13 protein-coding genes are annotated in these 24815 nt (G+C 66.3%); 9 read left to right on the top strand and 4 right to left on the bottom strand.

Annotated features, from left to right (window positions below):
* Positions 1–2: 2 nt before the first annotated feature.
* Positions 3–974, top strand: coding sequence for an XdhC family protein (locus ACIPG5_RS22150; RefSeq protein WP_236236791.1), 972 nt, complete (start codon positions 3–5; stop codon positions 972–974).
* The gene (locus tag ACIPG5_RS22145) at positions 971–1534 is read left to right on the top strand and encodes an NTP transferase domain-containing protein (protein WP_401378186.1); all 564 of its coding nucleotides are present in this window, start codon (positions 971–973) and stop codon (positions 1532–1534) included. The genes ACIPG5_RS22150 and ACIPG5_RS22145 overlap by 4 nt, the downstream gene beginning before the upstream one ends.
* Before the next feature lie 167 nt (positions 1535–1701).
* On the opposite strand, the gene ACIPG5_RS22140 is transcribed toward ACIPG5_RS22145, so the two are convergent.
* Positions 1702–2709, bottom strand: a complete 1008-nt coding sequence (locus tag ACIPG5_RS22140) for a reverse transcriptase family protein (protein ID WP_401378183.1) — start codon at positions 2707–2709, stop codon at positions 1702–1704.
* Positions 2666–2992, bottom strand: coding sequence for a helix-turn-helix transcriptional regulator (locus ACIPG5_RS22135; protein ID WP_401378181.1), 327 nt, complete (start codon positions 2990–2992; stop codon positions 2666–2668). The genes ACIPG5_RS22140 and ACIPG5_RS22135 overlap by 44 nt, the downstream gene beginning before the upstream one ends.
* An 841-nt stretch (positions 2993–3833) precedes the next feature.
* On the opposite strand from ACIPG5_RS22135, the gene ACIPG5_RS22130 reads away from it, so the two are divergent.
* Positions 3834–4517, top strand: coding sequence for a response regulator transcription factor (locus ACIPG5_RS22130; RefSeq protein WP_176516473.1), 684 nt, complete (start codon positions 3834–3836; stop codon positions 4515–4517).
* Complete coding sequence (locus ACIPG5_RS22125) at positions 4514–5836, top strand: ATP-binding protein (protein WP_176516472.1); 1323 nt, start codon at positions 4514–4516, stop codon at positions 5834–5836. The genes ACIPG5_RS22130 and ACIPG5_RS22125 overlap by 4 nt, the downstream gene beginning before the upstream one ends.
* Positions 5837–5991: 155 nt before the next feature.
* Here the strand turns inward: ACIPG5_RS22125 and ACIPG5_RS22120 are convergent, their stop codons facing one another.
* Positions 5992–6774, bottom strand: a complete 783-nt coding sequence (locus ACIPG5_RS22120) for a TorF family putative porin (protein ID WP_401378178.1) — start codon at positions 6772–6774, stop codon at positions 5992–5994.
* A 55-nt stretch (positions 6775–6829) separates the two neighbouring features.
* Positions 6830–8572: an amidohydrolase gene (locus ACIPG5_RS22115; protein WP_401378175.1), complete on the bottom strand. Its 1743-nt coding sequence runs from the start codon at positions 8570–8572 to the stop codon at positions 6830–6832.
* Here ACIPG5_RS22115 and ACIPG5_RS22110 point away from each other — a divergent pair.
* The 5 genes from ACIPG5_RS22110 to ACIPG5_RS22090 all read left to right on the top strand — a co-directional run bounded on the left by ACIPG5_RS22110 (position 8511) and on the right by ACIPG5_RS22090 (position 24598).
* Entirely contained in the window at positions 8511–8702 is a 192-nt protein-coding gene (locus ACIPG5_RS22110; RefSeq protein WP_313394872.1) for a hypothetical protein, read from the top strand. The genes ACIPG5_RS22115 and ACIPG5_RS22110 overlap by 62 nt on opposite strands.
* Positions 8681–9610, top strand: a complete 930-nt coding sequence (locus tag ACIPG5_RS22105) for a LysR family transcriptional regulator (protein WP_401378172.1) — start codon at positions 8681–8683, stop codon at positions 9608–9610. The genes ACIPG5_RS22110 and ACIPG5_RS22105 overlap by 22 nt, the downstream gene beginning before the upstream one ends.
* A gap of 127 nt (positions 9611–9737) precedes the next feature.
* Positions 9738–11129 carry an aspartate aminotransferase family protein gene (locus ACIPG5_RS22100; RefSeq protein ID WP_401378169.1) on the top strand — a complete coding sequence of 464 codons (1392 nt, stop codon included), beginning with the start codon at positions 9738–9740 and terminating at the stop codon, positions 11127–11129.
* A gap of 195 nt (positions 11130–11324) precedes the next feature.
* Positions 11325–21524, top strand: coding sequence for an amino acid adenylation domain-containing protein (locus ACIPG5_RS22095; RefSeq protein WP_401378166.1), 10200 nt, complete (start codon positions 11325–11327; stop codon positions 21522–21524).
* The gene (locus ACIPG5_RS22090) at positions 21521–24598 is read left to right on the top strand and encodes an amino acid adenylation domain-containing protein (RefSeq protein ID WP_401378163.1); all 3078 of its coding nucleotides are present in this window, start codon (positions 21521–21523) and stop codon (positions 24596–24598) included. The genes ACIPG5_RS22095 and ACIPG5_RS22090 overlap by 4 nt, the downstream gene beginning before the upstream one ends.
* The last annotated feature ends 217 nt before the right edge of the window (positions 24599–24815 follow it).

Genomic DNA, 24815 nt, shown 5'->3' with positions numbered 1-24815 from the left:
AAGTGCAGCATCTCGATCTGCAAGTCATACGCCAGGCGTTGCAGTGGTCGTGCAACGGCCAGCGGGTATGGTTGTGCACGGTGCTCGCCACCTACGGCTCGGCGCCCCGTGCGCCGGGCTCGTTGCTGGCGGTGAACGACAGCGGGCAGTGGGTGGGCTCGCTGTCGGGCGGCTGCGTGGAGGATGACTTCCTCGAGCGCGTGGCCCTGGGCGAGTTTCCCGAGCCGGTGGCCGTGGTGCGCTATGGCGACGCCAGCGACCGGCGCTCGAACATTCGCCTGCCGTGCGGCGGGGTGCTCGAGGTGCTGGTGGAAAACCTGGCGGCCGACTGCGAGGTGCAGGCGCATTTGCGTGCGCTGCAAAGCGCCTTGCAGGGCCAGCGTCGGCTGCTGCGCGAGGTGAGCTTGCCGCAGGGCACTCGCCGGCTCAGCGATGATGCAGCCCAGGGGCCGCGGGTGGTGCGTGAGGCCAGCCAAGTGTACGTGCGGGTCGGTGCTGCCCAGCGGCTGCTGCTGGCGGGGTATTCCAGCGTCGCCCATTACTGCGCCGAATTCGGCAAGGGCATGGGGTTCGAGGTGATCCTCTGCGACCCCCGCGATGAGGTGCTCGAAGGCGTGGTGCTGGACGGCATCGAAGTGCGCCGAGAACTGCCCTCGGAATTCATCGCCAACGGCGGCTGCCATGCCGACACGGCGGTGGTGGCGTTGACCCATGACCCGAAGATCGACGACCTGGCCATGCTCGAGGCCGTGCGCACCGAAGCGTTCTACATCGGTGTGATGGGCTCGCGCGCCACCTCCGACAAGCGTCGCGAACGCCTGCACCGGATCGGCGGCCTGGGCGCCGACGAGCTGGCTCGCATCCATGCCCCCATCGGCCTGAACCTGGGCAGCAAGACGCCAGCGGAGATCGCCCTGGCGGTGCTCGCCGATATCCTGCGCCAGCGCAACGGCATCGAGCGGGCATCGCTGTGAGTGTGGTGGCGCTGGTGCTGGCGGCCGGCAGCAGCGTGCGCTTTGGCGGCGACAAGCGCCGGGCCACGCTGGATGACGGGCGCAGCTTGCTGGTGCATAGCGTCGAGCGCGCCTACGCGGTGTTCGGCGATGTGCGCGTGGTGCTGCGTGCCGGGGAGCGCGGCGAGGACCTTGGCCTGCCGGGTGACTGTCGGATCATCGCCAGCCCGGATGCCGGGTTGGGGATGGGGCATAGCCTGGCGGCTGGGGCTGCTTCGCTGATCGACAGCGATGCGCAGGCGGTGGCCATTCTGTTGGGCGACATGCCTTGGATTGCGCCGGCCTCGTTGAACCACCTGGCAGAAGTAGCCACAGCTTCGACCATCGTGCTGCCTCGCTATGGCGGCCGACAAGGGCATCCGGTGCTGTTCGGTCGCGATTTCTGGCCAGAGCTTGGGCAGCTTACCGGTGACGAAGGCGCGCGCTCGCTGGTGCGGGCGCATTTGTCCCGTTGCTTGGTGATCGTGTTGGAAGATGCCGGTGTGCTGCGAGATGTCGATACGCCCCAGGCTCTGTGCTGAATCAGCATCCGCTACTTGTTTCTGCCAGATGCAGTTACTAGGGCGTCACCTGCATTTGTAAGCATCTTCATCAATGTATTGCGGCGTGAATAGCGTTTCACTCTAGGTGTTCAGTCCTAGAGAGTCATGGTGGAGCTTTTGAGGAGATGGGCGTTCGGGGCTGTAGCTTAAGGTAATGCGGGGCCGGCCTGAGGAGCAGTGGTCTGGATGAGGTTCGCACGGGCTGTTAACGCCTTGCTCCGAAATTTTGGATCAAGGTAGGATGCTTCGTTAAGAACGCCCGCCAACTTCTCATGAAGCTTAATTTCGTTGAACCCGAAGCTTTCAATCTTTCCATCAATAGCAGCTTGGAGACGGCGAACTGTTAGCATTCGAGCGTATGGTACGGTGATTTTCCCATTGATGATAACGGTGCCCGTTACATGCTTTGGTTGATGTTCTTTAAATATTCGAGTTTTTCTTTTGTTAATGCTATGCCCGTGTCGTCGAGCAATAGACACTGCTTCTCGCTCAAGAGATGGTGGAATCGTACTTCCGGAGAAGGTTAAGTCGTCGACATAGCATGTAAAGATCAGCCCGTACTTATTTGCAAGACTCTCAAGGTCTTCAAACATCGTTAAGGAGCTGTGGAGTGCAAGCAAAGGACTTAGCGGGCTTCCGGTAGGGACACAATTCTTGTGCGTGGATAGCCGCGTCATGATTCCTGCGACATCTTTAGCGCATTTAAGCTGCTTCAAGAAGAAATCATATACATGGTGTGACTTAACCGAGCCGTAGTAATTTGTTAAGTCAAAGGTGGCAATCTCTTTCGAATTCTGATGAGCCTGGGCATTTGAACGATACGAGCGCTTCTTCACGCCGGCGTGTGCATATTCAGGGTATTGAATTCTTTGAAGTAATTTAAGAAGCCGCTGATGAACTGAGCGTAGTTCTCTGTTTGGAGTTTGAACGAGCCTTGCCTTCTTTCGCTTCTGAGAAAAAGGGTTGTGCTCTTCCAGCAAAGTGAATTCACGATAATTTTCGTCACTTTGCAGAAGTGCATTAATGGTAAGTTCGGTGCGATTTAGAATAGTTGCGAGTTTTTTAGGTGATGTTACTTTGTATAAAGCGGATTGATTTATTGCGTGAAACTCAAAAGATTTTCGATTTTTTGCCGAACTTGCTCGAGGTCTCATTTCTTTGTTGATTCCATTCTAGAATAGACATAATCCTTTTTGCCACGTGCATTCTAATCTTGTCAGATGGTTTTGGATTGTCCAGGTTTTCCGAGAAGAACAGTATCGAAGACAGTGGTATGTCAAAGTTATCACTGTATTTTGTGAGTAACTCGATGGAAGGTTGTTTTTTTCCAGACTCGATTTCTGAAAGGTACGAGTTGGATATGCCTAATCTATCAGAAAGCTCAGATTGAGAAACATCGTAAAAGGTTCTGATGATTTTCAGGGCTTTATTGAGCATGGTTGAGCACCTGTGGTGTATGTGACAACAGTGAGGGTAGGTTATTCCGAAAATTCTTTGAAGAATGCCATGACTTTAGGACCGTATTTGTCGACCAGGGCGAACAGATTCACGAAGAACCGAACGGTCTGGAAACAAGACCAAAATACTGTCAAAACGTTCCACTTTTTCTTCTTTTCCGGTTTGACCAGACATTGCTCTGCGGTATTACTAGTTTCACTTTTTTGCATTTTTAACGCTCCTGCTTGGGTTATGACACACACGAAGGTGTATGTGTCTCTCGCGCATAACCAAACAAGAAAAGTGAACCGGGTTCGAGCAATGCTATTCCCCCCCCTGATACACCGGCTTCGTCGCTCTCGACGAAGCCGTCTATGTCTCAGAGCATAGAGTCGTGGCGTACACCCCCGACCCCTCTCCAAAGAACAAGGGGTAGAGCCAGTTGGCTCCACGGTACGTTAGTAACAACCTCCGTACCTACATCAGCGAGATCAAGTCTCCGACCGCAGACGAACTATCGCTGAGACTTCATTCTGAGTCAACACGTTTTTCGCAAATAGCGAAAATAATTCGCCCGCCATTGGAGATTTTTAGCAGGATCAACGGGTTAGGATAGTGGTCATGTTATGGGTGCAAATTGTACGTCATAAATCTTCACGCCGCCCCAGCACCAGCAGATTCGGCTGCTGCTTCAACCCTTCCACATGCATAAGTGTCTTGGGCTGCACCGAGCCAGTCCTCGATGATGAGTTCCCACACCATCAGCTGATTAAGGCCCATAATCCCCAGTTAATCCCTCCATAGTGCAATGCCACCCACACCATTCCGGGAGCTCCTGACCATGCACGTTCTGCTCTGCGAGGACGACGACCTGATCGCCAGCGGCATCTGCGCCGGCCTCACCGCCCAGGGCCTGACCGTCGACCGCGTGGCCAACGCCGCCGCTGCCCGGGCCATGCTCCAGGCCGCGCAGTTCGACGTGATGATCCTCGACCTCGGCCTGCCCGACGAAGACGGCCTCAAGCTGCTGCGCCGCCTGCGCCAGCAAGGCATCGACCTGCCGGTGCTGGTGCTCACTGCCCGCGATGCGGTCACCGACCGGGTCGACGGCCTGCAGGCCGGCGCCGACGACTACCTGCTCAAACCCTTCGACCTGCGCGAGCTGGCCGCGCGCCTGCACACCTTGCTGCGGCGGGTTGCCGGGCGGGCGGTGAACGTGATCGAGCATGGCCCGCTGCGCTACGACCCGAGCAGCTGCGAAGCCACCCTGGCCGGCCAATCCGTGGACTTGTCGCGGCGCGAGCAGGCCTTGCTCCAGGCGCTGCTGCAAAACCCTGGCCGGGTGCTGTCCAGCGAGCAGCTCAAGGACTGCGTGTACGGCTTCAGCGACGAAGTCGAGAGCAACGCCCTGAACGTTCACATCCACCACCTGCGCCGCAAGCTCGGCAACAGCATCGTCGAGACCGTGCGCGGCCTGGGCTACCGCCTGGGGCCGGCGCAGGCGCCGGGAGGCGCGGCATCATGAGCCTGCGGGTACGCCTGAGCCTGATCCTGGGCAGCGCCTTCATCATCATCTGGGTGCTGGCCGCCGCGTGGATGCTGCGCGACCTGCGCCAGCAGATGATGTTCTCCCTCGACCAGCGCCTGGTGGCTTCGGCGCGGATGGTTGCCGGGCTGATCGACCAGCTGCCCAAGCCGCTGACCGCCAAGGGCGAGGAGGCGCACTTTTCCGCCGACCAGTTCACCGTGCCCGACGGCATGGCCTGCCAGGTGAGCTCGCTGCGCGGCGAGATCCTGGCCAGCAACCACAAGCACGACGGCACGATGGATGACCAGCAGAGCGGCTTTCGCGACCAGACCATCGACGGCGCGCTGTGGCGCACCTTCACCTACAACCACGGCGACGTGCGCATCACCACCGCCGACCGCCACATGGAGCGCGAGGCGCTCAACCAGTCCATCCTGCTGGCCGCCTCGGCGCCAGTGCTGATGGCTTTGCTGGGCAGCCTGGGGCTGGTGTGGATCGGCCTGGGCAAAGGCCTGGAGCCACTCAACCGCATGCGCGACGCGCTGCGACGGCGGCGCGCCGACAGCGTCGAGCCGCTGCAGGTGTCCGGCCTGCCCAGCGAACTGCAGCCCTTGCTCGACACCCAGAACCAGCTGTTCCTGCGCATCGCCCAGACCCTGGAGCGCGAGCGCCGGCTGACCGACGACGCCGCCCACGAACTGCGCAGCCCGCTGACCGCAATCAAGACCCACTTGCAAGTGGCCCGCATGACCGACGGCGCCGTGCGCGAGCAGGCGCTGGAACATGCCGAGCAGGGCGCCGACCGCATGCACCGCACGCTGGAGCAGCTGCTGATGCTGGCGCGGGTGGAGGGCAGCCTGTCGTTCGAGGATGGCGTGCAGTGCAGCGCCGAGCAGGTGGCGCGGCAGGCGGTGCAGGATGCCGGGGGTGGCGACAACCGGCGCATCGTCCTTCGCTTGCCTGAAGAGGCCGCGCAAATCTACCTGGGCATGCCGGCGCCGCTGGCGGTGGCGGCCTTGCGCAACCTGCTGGACAACGCCTTGCGTCATGGCGGTGACAGCGAAGTGGAGCTGCAGGTGCAGATGGATGCCGGGCAGGTGGGCTTCATCGTGCGCGACCATGGGCCGGGGATTGCCGAAGGCGACCTGCAGCACCTGACCGAGCGCTTCTGGCGCCATGGGCAGAGTGGCGGCTGCGGGTTGGGCTTGGCGATCGTGCAGGCGATCGTGCAGCGCTGTGCGGGCAGCCTGAAGTTCGACAGCCGCAGCGATGGCTTGCGGGTGATGTTGCAGGTGCCGGCGCGGTCTGGGCACTGATTTTCTTCGCCGGTACTGGCCCAATCGCTGGCTAGCCAGCTCCCACATCAAGCCCTGTGGTGAACCTGTGGGAGCTGGCTAGCCAGCGATAGGGCCAGTAGCCCTGAGCAATATCCAAAGCTCAAACCAATGCGCGGGACAAGCCCGCACCCTACCTAGAATGTCTTGCTGGCACTGGCAACAACGGCAGGTCCGCACAAGTCGTCGTAACCGGTAAAGCTCTGGCACTCGGCCTTGGACAAGTCGGTATCGACGTAGCTGAGCCCCCAGGTCACCCCGACCAGATCACGGCTCAGCTTGATCTCCCAGTTGCGGTAACTGGCGCGGCCATTGCCATCGTTAGCGAAAAACACCTCATCCTTGTAGTCGACGTATTCGTAGCGGGCTTCGAAACTGACCTCTGCCGGCAACAGGGTGCGATAGCCGATCAGGAACGAGGCCAGGTCCTCGTCCTTGCCCGCGGGGTGAATGAGGTGCTCTTCAGCGTCGTCCCAGACCTCCGGCCCCATGGCGTTACGCACATATTTGGCTCCCACCAGCACCCCGTAGACATCCAGCAGAGCCTGCACATCGCTCTGGTTGAAGTCGCTTTCGCGGGGGTAGTCGTACTTGGTGTAGAACGTGTCCAGGCTGATGTCGTCGGTCATTTGCCAGTAGTAGCCCGCGTAATACTCGATCTCCTGGCGAGTGCGGGTGTCGTGACCGAAGTCGACACTCGAGGTCCACACACCGGCGTACAGGCCGCTGGCGTGGCCGAGCACGATATTCAACTGCGCGGCGGGGTCGCCGAGGGTTTGCGAAAGGCCACTGGAGCGGTAATCGCTGACCAGCGTGGGCGTCACATCGAGGCGGAACTGGTCATTCAGCTCGAACGCCTGAACATGGCTCAGCGGCGCCAGCACAAGGCCAGCCATGAGCAGGGCGGGTAACGTGCGCATACGGATCTTCCTGTTCTTATTGGTGTTGGCAGATGCGGCGTTGCTACCCGTCGTATCAGGACTCGGGGGCGTAGACCTGCTTGCCCGCGAAGTAGGTCTTCAGCACTTGGGTGTCGAACAGTTCGTCGTCGCTGACCGTGAACACATCGCGGTCCAGAACGATCAGGTCAGCTTGCTTGCCGGGCGCCAGGGAGCCGATCTGCCGGTCCAGGCGCAGGGCTTTGGCGGCGTTGAGGGTATAGGCGTAGAACATGGTTTGGCGGTCGATGCTTTCGCCGCTGTTGAGAACGCCCAGCGGGCCTTTGCGGGTGCTGGCCTGGGCGATGGCGTTCCACGGGTTGGGGCTCGAAACCGGCCAGTCGCTGCCGCCGGCAATCACGGCGCCAGCTTTGTGCAAGGACTGGGCGGGGTACATGTAGCGGTAGGCGGAATCGCTGATATAGGGCTTGACCAGTTCCTCGGTATAGGACTCGGCGGTGGCCCAGAGCAGTTGCATGTCGGCAATCACCCCAAGCTGCCTGAAGCGCGGGAAGTCCTTTGGGTCGATCAGCTGAATGTGGCCAATGCTGTGCGGCAGCGGGGAGGGGTTGAGCGTGCGGGCATAGGCGAAGCCATTGAGAGCTTCACGCACGGCACGGTCGCCAACGGCATGCACATGCACGATCCAGTCGTGCTTTTCTGCTGCTGCGACCAATTTGCCGAAGTTCGCCGGGTCGATCAGCAGCTCACCCTTTTTCTGGCTGTTCTTGTACGGCTCAAGCACCGCGGCGCTCTGGCCCGGGAACTCGAGGATGCCGTCGGCGAACACCTTCAGGCCGGGGAACGTCAGGTTCGGCACACCTTCAAACTGCTGCATGACCTTGGCTAGCGCCTCGAGCTCGGCGGGCTTGCTTTTCGGGTAGGCAATCAGCAGGGCGGCAACGTGGGCATTGAGTTCGCCCTGCTCCGACAGCTTGCGGTAGAGCGGTAGCACGCCAACGTTGCGCTCGGTCGGGCGCAGTTCGAACAAAGAGTCGCCTGCACCGGCATTGGCGGCCGCGTCCATCCAGGCGGTGACGCCATATTGGTGGTTGATCTTCACCGCCTGGCGGGTAGCCTCCAGCATCATGTCTTCGCTGTGCTCGGGCAGCTGACTGCGGACGCGGTCCCAGCCGTTTTCGGCAAGGTAACCCGTGGGCGTGAAGTTGGCCTCATGGGCAATGTAGTTGCGCTCCTTCTCGGGCAGGCCCTTGACGAGAGCGGCGTCGATCTTCAGGCGCTTGAGCATGGCCTGGTTGGCCCAGCCGGTGTGCCCGTCGATACCGTTCAGCACCAGCGGCTGTTCGGCCCAGCGGCCTTGGTTGAAGCGCTGCCCGAGCGCCCGGTCCTGCTCCCAGTAGGCCGAGCTGACGCCGGCGATGCTGATCACGTCGGCGCGACGCGCACGCCCGGCCTTGTCCTCGGCCATGATCCACTGTTCCAGTTCAGGCAAGGGTTTGACTTCGTCGAGCAGGTTCGAGCCCAGGCCATCGAGGGCGGCCATGATCGGATGGCTGTGACCGTCGATCATGCCAGGCATCAGCACCTTGCCGCCCAGGTCGATAACTTCGGTCGAGGCACCTGCGAGTGCCTTGATCTGGGCATCGCTGCCCACTTCGAGGATTTTGCCGTTTTCCACGGCGACGGCCTGTACCAGTGCTTGACCCGGCACTGCAGTGAACACCTTGCCATTGATAAACAGCAGATCGGGTGCAGCCATGGCTTCCATTGAGGCAAAAGCCATGGCGCTCACCAACACGTTTGAGATAAATCGTTGCATCGAGGCGGCCTTTATTTTTTATTGGACTCCAGGCGAGACTAACGAATGGCGCAGGCAGGCAGAATATCGCCGGCAAGCAAAACCTTTTTGCCAAACAGGAAAAACAGCATGGATACGCTTGGCGCCCTGAACATGTTTGTCGCCACCGCCGAGCACGGCAGTTTCAGCCGCGCGGCCGAGCAGTTGGGCAAGACGCCCTCGGCACTGACCAAGGCGGTCAGCCACCTGGAGGCCGGCCTTGGCGCGAAGCTGTTCGAGCGCAGCACCCGGCGCACCGTGCTCACCGAGGCTGGCCGGCTGTACCTGGAAACCGCCCGCCAGGTGTTGCAGCGGCTGCATGAGGCGGGCGAGGAGATTGGCCAGTTGCAGCACGGTCTGCATGGCAACCTGAGGCTGACCGCGCCGCTGGCCTTCGGGCGGGCCTTTCTCGATCAGGCCTGCGCAGAATTTCTTGTCGCCCACCCGCAGATCAAGCTGCGCGTGGACCTCAGCGATACCTTCGTCGACCTTGGCGATGGCAGCTATGACTTGGCCCTGCGTGAAGGGCGAAGTGACCTGCCAGGGCTGATCGTCAAACCCTTGGGGGAAAACCGCATCGTCCTGTGTGCCAGCCCGGCGTACCTGGCGGCCAATCCGACGGTGGTGACCCCGCAAACCTTCGACCATCACCAGTGGCTGATCTACCGCCACCCGGCGCTGGACCCGAGCTACTGGTGGGTATCGCTGGCCGGGGTGCGCATGCGCGTGCCGCAACCGCAGGCGCGCCTGCTAAGCGACAACTACGACCTGCTGCTGGCCAATACCCTGCTGGGCCTGGGCCTGCACGCCTGCCCGCTATGGAGCGTGCAACCCTACCTGCAGAGCGGCCAGTTACTGCAGGTAATGGACCAGTACAGCTTCGATCCGGACGCTTTCGGCCCGCTGATCCTTGCCGTATACCCCAGCCATCGCCGAGCGACGCGCAAGGTCCAGGCGTTCATCGACTACCTGGCGGCCTTTCTCCAGGCCCGCGGTTTGGCCTTCTCAAGCCTCCCGTGAACGCGGGCCGACCCATGGCAGGGCCAGCCCAGCAAAAATCCCACGCCAAGCGCTAAATCCTCCCCCCAGCCAAGCGTCTCCCAAGCGACAACCACCCGCACATTCGCTTGCTTGCGAGGATTCACCCATGCCGATCGCTTCCAGCCTTGCCCAGGCCCTGCCGGCCAGCGCGCCGCAACCGCTGTACGAGTTCACCGACTCGCCCCTGCTGCAACGCCAGCAGCAACAGGAATCCAACGCCCGCAGCTACCCCCGGCGCATCCCCCTGGCGCTCAAGCGCGCCCGTGGCATCCACGTCGAGGACGTCGAGGGCCGCCAGTTCATCGACTGCCTGGCCGGCGCCGGCACCCTGGCCCTGGGCCACAACCACCCGGTGGTGATCGAGGCGATCCAGCGCGTGCTGGCCGAGGAAGTACCGCTGCACACCCTGGACCTGACCACGCCGGTCAAGGACCGCTTCGTCCAGGACCTGTTCGGCGTGCTGCCCGAAGCGCTGCGCCGCGAGGCCAAGGTGCAGTTCTGCGGCCCGACCGGCACCGATGCCGTGGAAGCGGCGCTCAAGCTGGTGCGCAGCGCCACCGGGCGCAGCACCGTGCTGGCCTTCCAGGGTGCCTATCACGGCATGAGCCAAGGCGCGCTGAGCCTGATGGGCAGCCACGGCCCCAAGCAGCCGCTGGGCGCGCTGCTGGCCAACGGCGTGCAGTTCATGCCGTACCCCTACGACTACCGTTGCCCGTTCGGCCTCGGTGGCGAGGCCGGGGTCAAGGCCAACCTGCATTACCTGGAAAACCTGCTGCTCGACCCGGAAAGCGGGGTGCCGCTGCCGGCGGCGGTCATCCTCGAAGTGGTGCAAGGGGAGGGCGGCGTGATCCCTGCTGACATCGCCTGGCTGCAAGGCGTGCGGCGCATCACCGAGCAGGCCGGGGTGGCGCTGATCGTCGACGAGATCCAGAGCGGCTTCGCCCGGACCGGGCGGATGTTCGCCTTCGAGCACGCCGGCATCGTGCCGGATGTGGTGACCCTGTCCAAGGCCATCGGCGGCAGCCTGCCGCTGGCGGTGGTGGTCTACCGCGACTGGCTCGACACCTGGAAGCCAGGTGCCCACGCCGGCACCTTCCGCGGCAACCAGATGGCCATGGCCGCGGGCTCGGCGGTGATCAACTACCTGGTCGAGCACCGGCTGGCCGAGCACGCCGAGGCCATGGGCCAGCGCCTGCGCGGGCAGCTGCTGAACCTGCAGCGCCAGTACCCGCAACTCGGCGACATCCGCGGCCGTGGCCTGATGCTGGGAGTGGAGCTGGTCGACCCGAATGGCCCGCGCGATGGCCAGGGCCACCCCCCGGCCAACCGCGAGCTGGCGCCGAAAGTGCAGCGCGAGTGCCTCAAGCGCGGCCTGATTCTCGAGCTCGGTGGCCGCCACGGCGCGGTGGTGCGCTTCCTGCCGCCGCTGATCATCACCGCAGCGCAAGTCGATGAGGTAGCCCAGCGCTTCGCCGAGGCGCTGGCGGCAGCCGTCTGACCCCCGGGGCCGCGCTGCGGCCCCCTCCAACGCCCTCTTGCATTGGCGGCGCACAGGCCGCCTCTCGCCCCTGCGCGGCCTCCCGCTCGCCCCGATCTCCCCACCTGCCAGCGTTAATTTTTTCCAGCGTGTATCCGTTTCGTAGGGATAGCCGGGCACTGCCCGTGGTACCTCACTCGTACGGAAAGCAAGCCGATGAATCCCGAAAAGTCCCTGCAACTGGCCCGCCGTTTCATTGAATTGCCGCTGGACAAGCGCCGCCTGTTCCTTGAGACCCTGGCCCGCGAGGGCATCGACTTTTCCCAGTTCCCGATCCCTGCCGCGGTGGCGGCCGAGGACCGCCTGGCGCCGTCCTACGCCCAGCAGCGCATGTGGGTGCTGTGGCAGCTCGACCCGCAAGGCGGCGCCTACAACCTGCCGGGCGCAGTGCGGCTCAAGGGCGCGCTGGACGAAGCGGCCCTGCAGCAGGCGTTCGTTTGCCTGCTCGAGCGCCACCAGGCGCTGACCTGCGTGTTCCAGCAGCAGGCCGACGAGCGCCTGCACCAGGTGCACCGCCCGGCGGCGCCGCAGATCCAGCGCCTGGACCTGCGCGCACTGAGCGAAGCAGACCGCGAGGCACGGGTGCAAGCCGAGGTCGAAGCCGAGTCGCTCGGCCCGTTCGACCTGGAGCACGGCCCGCTGCTGCGCATCCGCCTGCTGCAACTGGCCGACCAGGAGCACGTGCTGCTGCTCACCCTGCACCACATCGTGTCCGATGGCTGGTCGATGAACGTATTGATCGACGAATTCAGCCGCTGCTACGACGCCTTCGCCGCAGGCGCGCAGCCGCAGTTGCCGGCCTTGCCGATCCAGTACGTCGACTACGCCCTGTGGCAGCGCCGCTGGCTCGAAGCCGGCGAGCTGGAGCGCCAGCTGGCCTACTGGCAGGCCACCCTGGGCGACGAGCAACCGGTGCTGGAACTGCCCCTGGACCACCCGCGCCCGGCCAGCCCCAGTTTCAGCGGCGCACGCCTGGAGCTGGGGCTGGACAGCGACCTGGCCCAGCAACTGCGCAGCTTCGCCGCGCGCCACAACCTGACCTTGTTCATGCTGCTGCTCGGTGCCTTCGGCGTGCTGCTGCAGCGCTACACCGGCCAGCGCGACCTGCGCATCGGCAGCCCGGTGGCCAACCGCAACCGCGCCGAAATCGAAGGGCTGATCGGCCTGTTCGTCAACACCCAGGTGCTGCGCCTGCAGCCCGATCCGCAAGGTGATGCGCTGAGCTATCTGCAGGCCGTGCGGCAGACCGTGCTGGGCGCCCAGGCGCACCAGGACCTGCCGTTCGAGCGCCTGGTCGATGCCTTGAAGGTCGAGCGCAACCTCAGCCACGCGCCGCTGTTCCAGGTGATGTACAACCACCAGCCGCAGGTAGCGGACCTGGCGGCGGTGACCCTGGGCACAGGCCTGGAACTGTCGGCGCTGGAATGGCGCAGCCGCACCACCCAGTTCGACCTCAGCCTGGACACCTACGAGCGCGGCGGCGTGCTGCACGCCGCCTTCACCTACGCGCTCGACCTGTTCGATGCAGCCACCCTCGAGCGCATGGCCGAGCACTGGATCACCTTGCTCCGCGAGCTGGTGGCCGATGCGGCGCGGCCGCTGTGGCAACTGCCCATGCTGGCCCCGGCCAGCCTGCACACCCAACTGCATGAATGGAATGCCACGGCCGCCAGCTACCCGCTGCACCAGGGCGTGCACCAGCTGTTCGAAGCCCAGGCCCAACACACCCCGCAAGCCCCGGCGCTGCGTTTTGCCGACAGCACCTTGAGCTACGCCGAGCTCGATGCCCGCGCCAACCGCCTGGCCCATTACCTGCGCGGCCAGGGCGTGAGCACCGACACCCTGGTCGGCGTTTCGGCCCAGCGCAGCATCGAAATGGTCGTCGCCCTGCTGGCCATCCTCAAGGCCGGGGGCGCCTATGTGCCGCTGGACCCGGAATACCCCGAGGAGCGCCTGGCCTACATGATCGAGGACAGCGGCATCCGCCTGCTGCTGACCCAGCAAGCCTTGCTCGCCAGCCTGCCGCTGCCGGCCGGGGTGCAATGCGTGGCGCTCGATACCCTGGCCCTCGACGGCCTGCCCGCCAGCTCGCCGGCCCTGGCTTTGCAAGCGCATCAACTGGCCTATGTGATCTACACCTCCGGCTCCACCGGCCGCCCCAAGGGCGCCGGCAACAGCCACCAGGCACTGACCAACCGGCTGTGCTGGATGCAGCAAGCCTACGGCCTGGATGCCAGCGACACCGTGCTGCAGAAGACCCCCTTCAGCTTCGACGTGTCGGTGTGGGAGTTCTTCTGGCCGCTGATGACCGGCGCCTGCCTGGCCGTGGCAGCCCCCGGCGAGCACCGCGACCCGCAGCGCCTGATCGCCAGCATCCAGCGCCATGGCGTCACCACCTTGCACTTCGTGCCTTCGATGCTGCAGGCCTTCATCCATGAGCCCGGTGTCGAGGCCTGCCGCAGCCTCACGCGCATCGTCTGCAGCGGCGAGGCGCTGCCGGTGGACGCCCAGCGCCAGGTGTTCGCGCGCCTGCCGGGGGCCGGCCTGTACAACCTCTATGGCCCCACCGAAGCGGCCATCGACGTGACCCACTGGACCTGCGTCGAGGAGGGCAAGGACAGCGTGCCGATCGGCCAGCCGATCGCCAACCTGCGCACCTACGTGCTCGACGCCGGGCTGCAGCCGGTGGCCCCGGGCGTATCCGGCGAGCTGTACCTGGGTGGCATCGGCCTGGCCCGCGGCTACCACCGCCGCCCGGGCCTGACCGCCGAGCGCTTCGTCGCCGACCCGTTCGGCGCCGGTGGCCGCTTGTACCGCACCGGCGACCGCGTGCGCCAGCGCGCCGATGGCGTCATCGAATACCTCGGCCGCTTCGACCACCAGGTGAAGATCCGCGGCCTGCGTATCGAACTGGGCGAGATCGAGGCGCGCCTGGCCGAACATGACAGCGTGCGCGAGTGCGTGGTGCTGGCCCTCGACGGCCGCCAGCTGGTCGCCTACCTGGTGCTCAACGCCCAGCCCCAAGGCTGGCAGGCCGCGCTCAAGGACTGGCTGCTGCAGACCCTGCCCGAGTTCATGGTGCCCAGCCACTTCATGGCCCTCGACAGCCTGCCGCTGACCCCCAACGGCAAGCTCGACCGCAAGGCCCTGCCACAACCCGAGGCCACCGCGCAGGCCGCCTACAGCGCGCCGCAAAGCGATGCCGAGCGCCAGCTGGCGCAGGTGTGGAGCGCGGTGCTGGGCGTGGCCCAGGTGGGCCTGGACGACAACTTCTTCGAGCTGGGCGGCGATTCGATCATCGCCATCCAGGTGGTCAGCCGCGCCCGCCAGGCCGGCCTTGCGCTCAACCCGCGCGACCTGTTCCAGCACCAGACCCTGCGCGCCCTGGCCCAGGCCTGCGGCCGCGTGAGCGCCGTGCAGATCGACCAGCGCCCGGCCGAAGGGCCGGCGCTGCTCACCCCCGTGCAACGCCAGTTCTTCGACACCCCCATGCCGCGCCGCCAGCACTGGAACCAGGCCTTGCTGCTGGTGCCGCGCCAGCCGCTGCAGGCACAGCAACTAGAGCAGGCGCTGGCGCAGGTGGTGGCGCAGCACGATGCCCTGCGCTTGCGCTTCACCCAGGCCGAGGGCCAATGGCAGCAAGCCCATGCACCACAAGCCGCGCCCGTGCTGTGGCAGCGCCAGGCGGCCAGCGACGAAGCGCTCGCCGCTATCTGCGAGCAAGCCCAGCGCAGCCTGAACCTCGACCAGGGCCCGTTGCTGGCGGCGGTACTGGTGGCCATGGCCGATGGCAGCCAGCGGCTGTTGCTGGTGATCCACCACCTGCTGGTCGATGGCGTGTCCTGGCGCATCCTTCTCGAAGACTTGCAGCAGGCCTGCCTGGGCCAGCCGCTGCCGGCCAGAACCAGCAGCTACCAAGCCTGGGCCAAGCGCCTGGCCGGGCACGCCGATGCCTGCATGGGCCAGCTGGAGCACTGGCAGGCGCTGGGCGCAAGCGAGGAGCTGCCGCGTGACCGCGCGGTGGCCCACACCCGCGTCGGCGATGGGCGCAAGGTCAGCATCAGCTTCCCGCCCGCCCTGACCCAGGCCCTGCTGCAACAGGCGCCCAGCGCCTACCGCACCCAGGTCAACGACCTGCTGCTGGCGGCCCTGGCCCGCGCCGTGTGCCACTGGAGCGGCCAGCCGCAACTGCTGGTGCAGCTCGAAGGGCACGGCCGTGAAGCGCTGTTCGAGGACATCGACCTGACCCGCACCGTGGGCTGGTTCACCAGCCTGTACCCGGTCGCCCTGCGCCCGCAGGCCGAGCCTGGCGCCTGCATCGCGGCAATCAAGGAGCAGCTGCGCGCCGTGCCGGCCCGTGGCCTGGGCTACGGCGTGCTGCGCTACCTGGGCCCTGCGGCGGTGCGCGAGCAGCTGGCGCGCCTGGCGCAACCGCGGGTCACCTTCAATTACCTGGGCCAGTTCGACAGCCAGTTCGACGCCGATGCCCTGTGGCAGCCCGACCCACAAGGCGCCGGCCAGGGCCAGGACGACGACGCGCCGCTGGCCAACTGGCTGAGCGTGGAAGGGCAGGTCTACCAGGGCGAGCTGGGCATCAGCTTCGGTTTCAGCCAGGCCATGTACGACACCGCCACCATCGAGGCCCTGGCCGCCGATTTCGCCCAGCAGCTGCGCACGCTGGTCGAGCACTGCCTGCAACCGGGCGTGGCCAGCGCCACGCCGTCCGACTTCCCGCTGAGCGGCCTGGACCGCGCCGGGCTGGCCGCGCTGGGCCTGAACCTGGGCGAGGTCGAGGACATCCTGCCGCTGTCGCCGCTGCAGCAGGGGCTGCTGTTCCACTGCCTGCATGTGGCCGAGGCCGGCGACTACATCAACCAGCTGCGCCTGGACATCGACGGGCTGCAGCCGCAGCGCTTCCTGGCCGCCTGGCAGGCGGCGCTGGATGCCCACCCGGGCCTGCGTGCCAGCTTCCACTGGCCGGCCGGGGCGCAGCAGCCGCTGCAAGTGATCCGCCGCCAGTTGCAGTTGCCGTTCAGCCAGCACGACTGGCGCGACCAGCCAGCCCCTGCAGCGCGCCTGCAGGCGCTGGCCGAGCAGCAGCGCCTGGCGCTGGCTGCGACCGACCAGGCGCCGTTGCTGGGCATTGCCCTGGTGCGCCTGGGCGAGCAGCGCTGGCACCTGGTCTACACCCATCACCACTTGCTGCTCGATGGCTGGAGCCACGCGCAACTGCTTGGCGAAGTGATGCAGCGTTACCGCGGCGAACAGCCGCGCCAGGCGGGTGCCCAGCCACGGCAATACCTGGCCTGGCTGCAGGCCCGCGACCTGCAGCAGGACCAACGGTTCTGGCAGGCCCAGTTGCAGGGCTTGCAGGCGCCATCGTTGCTCGCCCACCAGCGGCGCAATGCCGAAGCGGCAGGGCAGGGGCTCTGGCAGCAACGCCTGGATGCCCAGGCGTCGGCGCAGATCAGGGCCTCGGCCCGGGCCCGCAAGGTCACGGTGAACACCCTGGTGCAGGCGGCGTGGCTGTTGCTGCTGCAACGTCACTGCCGCCAGGACGTGGTGTGCATGGGCGCCTCGGTGGCCGGGCGGCCTTCGCAACTGCCGGGCATCGAGGCGCAGCTGGGGCTGTTCATCAACACCGTGCCGGTCGTGGCTGCGCCAGGCCTTGAACAACGCCTGGACGCCTGGCTCGAACAACTGCAGGCCAGCAACCTGGCCATCCGCGAGCACGAATACACGCCGCTGGCCGACATCCAGCGCTGGGCCGGCAGGGCCGGCGAGGCGCTGTTCGATACCCTGCTGGCGTTCGAGAACTACCCGGTGGCCGAGGTGCTGCAGGCCGCTGGCGATGGCCCGCGCTTTGGTGTGCCACAAAGCCACGAGCAACCGCACTACGCACTGACCCTGTCGGTGGGCATGGGCGATGCCCTGCAGGTCGACTATCGCTTCCGCCACGACGCCTTCGCGCTGGCCGACGTGCAGCGCCTGGCGGCGCAGTTCGGCCATCTGCTGCAGAGCATTGCCGCGCCGGGCAACCCGTGCCTCGGGGAACTGGGGCTGCTCGCACCCGCCACACGCCAGCGCTGCGAACAGCAGTGGCAAGCGCAGCAGGCCCCGGCTGCAACGCTGGCCGTGCACCAGCAGATCGAGGCACAGGCCGTCCGCAACCCGCACGCCCCGGCGCTGATCGCCGAGGACGGCACCCTGGACTATGGCCAGCTCAACGGCCTGGCCAACGCCTGGGCGCAACAGCTGATCGAGCGCGGCGTCGGCCCGGATGACCTGGTGGGGCTGTGCAGCGAGCGTGGCCTGGCCATGGTCGTCGGCCTGCTGGCGATCCTCAAGGCCGGCGCCGGCTACGTACCGCTGGACCCGCACTACCCACGCCAGCGCCTGCAGGACATCCTCGACGACAGCGCGGTGAAACTGGTGCTCGCCACGCGCGCGGCCGCCCAGCCACTGCAACTGGCCGCCGCCGACTGGCTGTGGCTGGACCAGCCGCAAGCACCACTGGCCGGCAACCCCGCCCCGCGCGCCCATGCCGGCAACCTGCTGGCGCTGATCTACACCTCCGGTTCCACCGGCCGGCCAAAGGGTGTGGCCCTGACCCACGGCGCCATCGCCGCGCACCTGCAGACCATGGCCACGCAGTACCAGGTCAGCGCCCAGGACCGCTTCGTGCACTTTGCCTCGATCAACTTCGACTGGGGCACCGAGCAGTGGCTTCTGCCATTGAGCCAGGGCGCCTGCTGCATCCTGCGGGGCGAGCAGATCTGGACCGCAGCCCAGGCCTTCGAGGTGATCGAGCGCGAGCGCGCCAGCGTGGTCTATTTCCCCACCCAGTACGCCTGCCAGCTGGCCGAGTGGGCCCGCGAGCAAGGCCGGCAACTGCCGGTGCGCTGCCTGAACGTGGCCGGTGAGGCGTTGCCGCGCGAAGGCTTCGAACGCTTGCAGGCGCATGTGCGCCCGCAGCGCATCGTCAACGGCTATGGCCCCACCGAAACGGTGATTACCCCGCTGCTCTGGCAAGCCGATGCCGACACCCGCATCGACACCGGCTACGCGCCGATCGGCACCCCGGTGCCGGGGCGCAGTGCCTACCTGCTCGACCCGGCCCTGCAACTGCTGGACGCCGGCAATGCCGGTGAGCTGTTCATCGGCGGCCCGTGCCTGGCCCGTGGCTACTTCGGCCAGGCGGCGCTGACCGCCGAGCGCTTCGTGCCCGACCCGTTCGACCCGGTCGGTGGCGGACGCCTGTACCGCAGCGGCGACCTGGTGCGCCAGCAGGCCAATGGCGAGCTGGAGTTCCTCGGCCGCCTCGACCACCAGGTGAAGATCCGAGGCTTTCGCGTCGAGCCGGGCGAGGTCGAGGCCTGCCTGCTGGCCCGTGCCGATGTACGCGAAGCGGTGGTGATGCCACGCGGGCAGGGCGCCGACCTGCACCTGGCAGCGTGGGTGGTGCCGGCCGAAGGGCCGGGCAACGACAATGGCCTGCGCCAGCGCATCCTCAATGACCTGCGCGCCAGCCTGCCGGCCTACATGGTGCCGGCCCGCCTGCAACTGCTCGAGCGCTTGCCGCTGAACCCCAACGGCAAGGTCGATCGCAAGGCGCTGCCAGACATCACTGACGACACCGCGGCTGCTTTCACTGCGCCGCTCGATGCCCTCGAACGTGAAGTCGCCCAGGCCTGGGCAGAAGTGCTGGGCATGGCTGAGGTCGGGCGCTTCGAGCACTTCTTCGAGGCCGGTGGCCACTCGTTGCTGGCCACCCAGGTGGTTGCGCGGCTGCACCGTGCGGGGCACACCGGCATCGGTGTGCGCGAGCTGTTCAGCCACCCGCGCCTGTGCGACTTCGCCGACTGCCTGCGCCAGTCGCAGTCGGTAGCGGTGGCCGGGCCGCAGTTGCGCGCCCTGGGTGATAAAACCCGAGCGCCGCTGTCACTGGCCCAGCGCCGGCTGTGGATCGCCGAGCAGTTCAGCCAGGGCAGCGGTGCCTATGGCATGCCCCTGGCCCTGCGCCTGGCCGGCCCGCTGCAGGTCGAAGGCCTGCACCAGGCGTTGCAGGCCTTGGTGCAACGCCACGAGGTGCTGCGCAGCGCCGTGGACTGCGACGACGAAGGCGAGCCGCTGCTGCTGATCCACCCGGCGCTGAACGTCGAGCTGCCGTGCGAAGACCTGACCTCGCTCGGCGGCGGCGAGCAGCAGTTGCGTGTGCTCGAAGCGCAACTGGCCAACGTGCGCCAGCCGATTACGCTGCACCAGGCGCCGCTGCTGCGGGCACGCCTGCTGCGGCTGTCGGGCGAGGCCCATGTGCTGTTGCTGAACATGCACCACATCATCTCCGACGGCTGGTCGATGGCACTGATGGTCAACGAGCTGATCGCCAGCTACAGCGCCTTCGCCCAGGGCCAGGCGCCGGCGCTGGAGCCGCTGGCGCTGCAGTACTCCGACTACGCGATCTGGCAGGCCGAGTGCGAGCAGGCCGGGTTGCTGCAGGCTCCGGCGCAGTGGTGGCGCAACGCATTGCAGGGCAGCAGCGGCCGCCTGGCATTGCCCACCGACCTGCCGCGCCCGGCCCAGGCTTCCCAGGCTGGCGAAAACCTCAACTTCGACCTGCCGCAAGCCACCGTCGAGGCGGTGCGCGCCCGCGCCGCGCAACTGGGGGTGACCCCCTACATGCTGCTGCTGGCGGCCTTCCAGCTGCTGATGCACCGCGCCAGCGGCCAGCACGACCTGCTGCTCGGCGCCGACGTGGCCGGCCGCGAGCACCCCGACCTGGAGGCGCTGATCGGCTTCTTCGTCAATGTGCTGCCGCTGCGCTCGCAGCTCGACGAGCAGCTCGATTTCGCCAGCTGGCTGGCGCGCACCCGCAGCACCTTGCTCGACGCCAGCGCCCAGCAGGCGCTGCCGTTCGACCTGATCGTCGAAGCCGCCGGCGCCCCGCGCCATCCCGGCATGAACCCGCTGGTGCAGGTTTTGTTCGTGATGAACGACATGCCCCTGGCCCACAGCGGCCTGGCCGACCTGCAAGTGCAAGTGCTGCCCCAGGCGGGCGGTTATTCGAAATTCGACATGGCGCTGTTCATCGACCCGGTCGCGGCCGGCTGGCGCGTCACCTGGCAGTACGCCACCGAGCTGTTCAAGGCCGAACGGATCCAGGCCCTGCTGCGTGGCTGGTTGGACATCCTCGGCCAGGTGCTGGGCAACCCACATATCCCACTGAGAGAGATCACTATGACGGTTCACGGTGAAATCGTCGCGGCGCCCGCTGCTGGCAGCGCGCAGCCGCGCAAGGACAAGCTCGGCAGTTTCCTCAAGCGTGGCGCCGCGGCGCCGGCCACCCAGCCTGCCAGCGTGGTGCGCGAGCAGGCGATGGTGCCGGGCCAGGCCTTCCCGCTGCTGGTCGAGCCCATCGACCCCGGCGTGAGCCTGACCGACTGGGTGCTGGCCAACCGCGCCGAGGTCGAGCGCAAGCTGGTCAGCCACGGCGGCTTGCTGTTCCGCGGCTTCGGCCTGCAGACCCCGCAGGACTTCGAAGCCTTCGCCGAAGCGGTGCAGCCGGGGCTGTACGGCCAGTATGGCGACCTGCCGAAGAAGGAGGGCGGCAAGAACACCTATCGCTCAACGCCCTACCCTGAGCAGAAGATGATCCTGTTCCACAACGAGAGCGCCCACCAGGACCGCTGGCCGCGCAAGCAGCTGTTCTTCTGCGAGCTGCCCTCGCCGATTGGCGGCGCCACCCCGGTGGTCGATTGCCGGCTGATGTACCAGCGCCTGCCCGAGGGCCTGCGCCAGCGTTTCGAAGACAAGGGCCTGTTGTATGTGCGCACCTTCACCGACAAGCTCGATGTGAGCTGGCAGCACTTCTTCAAGACCGAGTCGCGCGCCGAGGTCGAGCGCCGTTGCCAGGCCGCAGGTATCCAGTGGCGCTGGCTGGCCGACGACGAACTGCAGATCCGCACGCCCTGCCCGGCGGTGATCGAGCACCCGGTCAGCGGCCAGAAGAGCTTCTTCAACCAGGTGCAGCTGCACCACGTGTTCTGCCTGGACGACGACGTGCGCGAAGACCTGCTGGCGCTCTACGGCCTGGAGCGCATGCCGCGCCAGGTGTACTACGGCGATGGCAGCCCGATCGAGGACGCCGACATGGCGCTGATCGGCGAGCTGTACGAAGCCTGCGCGGTGCGCTTCGACTGGCAGGCCGGTGACGTGATCCTGCTCGACAACATGCTCGCCGCCCACGCCCGCGACCCGTTCCAGGGCCCGCGCAAGATCGTGGTTGCCATGGGCGACATGATGACCCGCGACGACCTCGAAACCCTCACCTTGAACCGTACCGGAGAGCAAGCATGAACATGACCGTCGAAGCCAGCGGCCTGCCGCTGCTGCCTGCGCAAGCGCTTGGCGTGCCTGCCGGGCCGGTGCGCAGGGACCAGGTGGCACGCTTCATCACCTTGCAGCTGCCCGCGCTGCCGGCCACGGGCCTGCTGCAGGCCGCCTTGCAGCAGTGGCAAGGGCAGCACGATGCGCTGCGCCTGCGCATAGGCCAGGCCCCTGGCTATCGCGGCCTGCGCCAATTCTTCGAGGCCCAGGGCCAGGCCCCGCAGGTGACGCGGGTGGCGGCGGATGACACGGCGGGCCGTGCCGCCTGGTTCGCCCAGCACGTGGATGTGCAAGCCGATGCGCCGCTCGCGCTGCTGTTGTGCGAGCGGGCCGATGGCGGGGGCGAGCTGGTGCTCGGTGTGCTGGCCGCGCTGGCCGACGAAGCCAGCCTGCCGCTGCTGGCGCAGAGCCTGGCAGCCGCCTGCCAGGGCGAGTGGACGCAAGGGGAGGAGGGAGATTTCGAACAGTACGTGCAGTGGCGCAACGAGGTGCTGGTGGATGAAGACGCCGCCACTGCGCGCGCCTATTGGAGTGCCCTCAACAGCACCGCCGCCTGTGCCCAGCAGATGCCTTGGCGCATGACCCCAGGCAGTGCCCGCGCCAGTACTTGTGCAGCGCTCGACGCGACCGTGCTGCAACGCCTGGCGGGCCTCGGCCTGGCGCTGGAAAGCTTGCTGCAAGGGGCCTGGTGGTTGCTGCTGGCACGCCTGGATGGCCAGCCCAGCCAGGTGGTCAACTGGGGGCATGACAGCCGCCGGGACTACGACTACTTCGCCCAGAGCGTTGGCGTCTACTACAAGCCACTGCCACTGCTCATCGACTACCAGGCCGCTCAGCCCGTACAGACGTGGCTGCAGAACCTGGCCGCGCAGTTGGAGCAGCACGGTACCTGGCAGGAGTATTACGCCCCCGAGCTGACCCCAGCGCTGCAGCCTGCAGCCATCGGCTTCAGCCTGTTGCCGCTGCGCCCCGTCTTGCCGGGTGGCTGGAAAGTGCTGGGGCTGCAATCACCGGCAATGGGGCCGGACCTGCTGCTGCAGGTCGACCTCGACCCGGCCCAGCCGCAAGTGCTGCTGCAGCATTGTGCTGGGCTGCAGAACCCGGCCTTGCTGCTGGAGCAATACGTGACGCTGCTGGCGAGCATCGCCCAGGCGCCAGGCACGCCGTTGGCCAGCCTGGCCCTGGTCGGTGAGCAGCAGCGCCAGCTGCTTTTGGCGCGCAACCTCGACGTGGCGCCGGTCACGGCCGATGAGCTGCTGCCGGCTCGGGTAGCGCGCTGGCTGCACGAGCAGCCCCAGGCTCTGGCCGTCGTCGAGCCCGCTGCCTCCTGGACCTGGCAGCAGATCGATCAGTTGGCCAATACCCTGGCGGCCCTCCTGCAAGCCCAGGGGGTGGGCGAAGGCAGCGTGGTCGGCCTGCTGCTGCCACGTTCGGCGCAGTGGCTGGCGGCCGTGCTGGCGTGCTGGAAATGTGCCGCGGCCTACGTGCCGCTGGACCCGGCCTGGCCTGCCGCGCGACGCGAGCAGGTGTGCCGCCTGGCAGAGGTGCAGGTGCAAGTCGATGCCGCCTTGTTCGAGCAGCTCGGCAACTCGCCCCAGGCGTTCGAAGCTCGCCCGCTGCGCCCCAACAGCACTGCCTATGTGCTGTTCACCTCCGGCTCCACCGGCGAACCCAAGGGCGTGGTCATCGAGCATGGCCAGCTGGCCGGCTACCTGCAGGCCGCCGAAAAGGCCCTGGACCTTGCCGCCTGCAAGCATTTCGCCTTCAGCGCCACGGTGGCGGCCGACCTGGGCCTCACCAGCCTGTTCGGTGCCTTGCAGGTCGGCGCCACCTTACATGTGGCCGATGAGGCGGTGATGCAGGACCCGGCGGCCTTTGCCGCATTCGTGCGCGAGCAGGGCATCGATTGCCTGAAGATCGTGCCGTCGCACCTGGCCGCGCTGCTCGACAACGCCCAGGCCTGCCTGCCATCGACACTGGTGCTGGGCGGCGAGGCGCCCGGTGCGCAGTTGCTCGAACGTATCCACCAGCTGGCCCCGCACGCCCGCGTGTTCAACCACTACGGCCCGACCGAAGCCACGGTCGGGGTGCTGGTGCAACGGCTGCAGGCCGATGCCCCGGCGCAAGGTTTTGCCCAGGTGCTGGCGGGCAACCGGGTCTACGTGCTCACGGCCGAGGGCCAGCTGGCCGGCGTCGGCGAGCTGGGCGAACTGCACCTGGCCGGGCGCCAGCTGTGCCGTGGCTACCTGGGCGGCGACAACGCCGAGGCGCGTTTCATCGACAACCCTCTGCGTGCCGGCGAGCGCCTGTATCGCACCGGGGATCTGGCGCGCTACCAGGCCGATGGCAGCATCCTGCTGCAGGGCCGCCAGGACCACCAGGTGAAGATCCGCGGTTTTCGCATCGAACTGGCGGAGGTGGAAGCGTGCCTGCTGGCGCTCGACGGCATCGCCCAGGGCGCGGTGGTCACGCTGGAGCCGCAACCCGGGCAGCACGAGCTGCTGGCCTGCTACGTCGTCCAGGGCGACGCCCCGGCGCTCGATGAGGCGACCCTGCGCACCCAGCTGGCCGCGCGCTTGCCGGCGGCCATGGTCCCGGCCCAGCTGCGCCGCCTGGAGAGCCTGCCGCGCCTGGCCAACGGCAAGCTCGACCGCCGCGCCCTGGCGCAGTTGCCGGCCCAGGCCGGGCAGGGCGAGGCGCTGGACGAGCCACAGGACGCCCTGCAGCGCCTGCTGGCCCAGCGCATGGCGCAGTTGCTCGGGCGTGAAAAGGTCGGCATCCATACCGACTTCTTCGCTGCCGGCGGGCATTCGCTGCTGATCATCAAGTTGGTGGCCGGCATTCGCAAGTTGCTCAACTGCGAGATCGCCCCGGCGCTGGTGTTCGAGCACCCGACGGTGGCCGGGCTGGCCGAAGCGCTGCAGGCGGGCGAGGCGAACAAGGGGCAGTTGCAGAAGATCGCCCAGGCACGCCTGCAACTGGAGCGCATGAGCCCGGAAGAAAAGGCCCGGCTGCTGGCCAAGGCCAACAACGCCACGGCCTAGGCCGGCGACAAGGCAGATGAAAAGGCAGCCCTCGGGCTGCCTTTTTTTGCCTGCGTAGACCATTGTTGAACGTAAATGAAAAAAGTTATCAGTTTTTTTTACGTTCGTGCGTCTTACTAATGAGCCTCACCAAACGCGTTGTTGCAGCCGCGTGGTTCGTACCTGAAACGGCCCCCAGAGGCCGTCAACCCAACACTCACAGAACAGTCGGAGTCAG

This window comes from Pseudomonas sp. NPDC087029 (assembly GCF_044745345.1).
Classification (GTDB): domain Bacteria; phylum Pseudomonadota; class Gammaproteobacteria; order Pseudomonadales; family Pseudomonadaceae; genus Aquipseudomonas; species Aquipseudomonas faucium.
The sequence above is the reverse complement of the archived record's forward strand: the minus strand, read 5'-3'. Positions and strand labels throughout refer to the sequence as shown.

What these genes read in the sequence shown, in the direction of transcription:
- ACIPG5_RS22140 (WP_401378183.1), bottom strand. Translation starts at nt 2,709, where the DNA reads ATGAGACCTCGAGCAAGTTCGGCAAAAAATCGAAAATCTTTTGAGTTT.
- ACIPG5_RS22135 (WP_401378181.1), bottom strand. Translation starts at nt 2,992, where the DNA reads ATGCTCAATAAAGCCCTGAAAATCATCAGAACCTTTTACGATGTTTCT.
- ACIPG5_RS22130 (WP_176516473.1), top strand. Translation starts at nt 3,834, where the DNA reads ATGCACGTTCTGCTCTGCGAGGACGACGACCTGATCGCCAGCGGCATC.
- ACIPG5_RS22125 (WP_176516472.1), top strand. Translation starts at nt 4,514, where the DNA reads ATGAGCCTGCGGGTACGCCTGAGCCTGATCCTGGGCAGCGCCTTCATC.
- ACIPG5_RS22120 (WP_401378178.1), bottom strand. Translation starts at nt 6,774, where the DNA reads ATGCGCACGTTACCCGCCCTGCTCATGGCTGGCCTTGTGCTGGCGCCG.
- ACIPG5_RS22110 (WP_313394872.1), top strand. Translation starts at nt 8,511, where the DNA reads ATGGCTTCCATTGAGGCAAAAGCCATGGCGCTCACCAACACGTTTGAG.
- ACIPG5_RS22115 (WP_401378175.1), bottom strand. Translation starts at nt 8,572, where the DNA reads ATGCAACGATTTATCTCAAACGTGTTGGTGAGCGCCATGGCTTTTGCC.
- ACIPG5_RS22105 (WP_401378172.1), top strand. Translation starts at nt 8,681, where the DNA reads ATGGATACGCTTGGCGCCCTGAACATGTTTGTCGCCACCGCCGAGCAC.
- ACIPG5_RS22100 (WP_401378169.1), top strand. Translation starts at nt 9,738, where the DNA reads ATGCCGATCGCTTCCAGCCTTGCCCAGGCCCTGCCGGCCAGCGCGCCG.
- ACIPG5_RS22095 (WP_401378166.1), top strand. Translation starts at nt 11,325, where the DNA reads ATGAATCCCGAAAAGTCCCTGCAACTGGCCCGCCGTTTCATTGAATTG.
- ACIPG5_RS22090 (WP_401378163.1), top strand. Translation starts at nt 21,521, where the DNA reads ATGAACATGACCGTCGAAGCCAGCGGCCTGCCGCTGCTGCCTGCGCAA.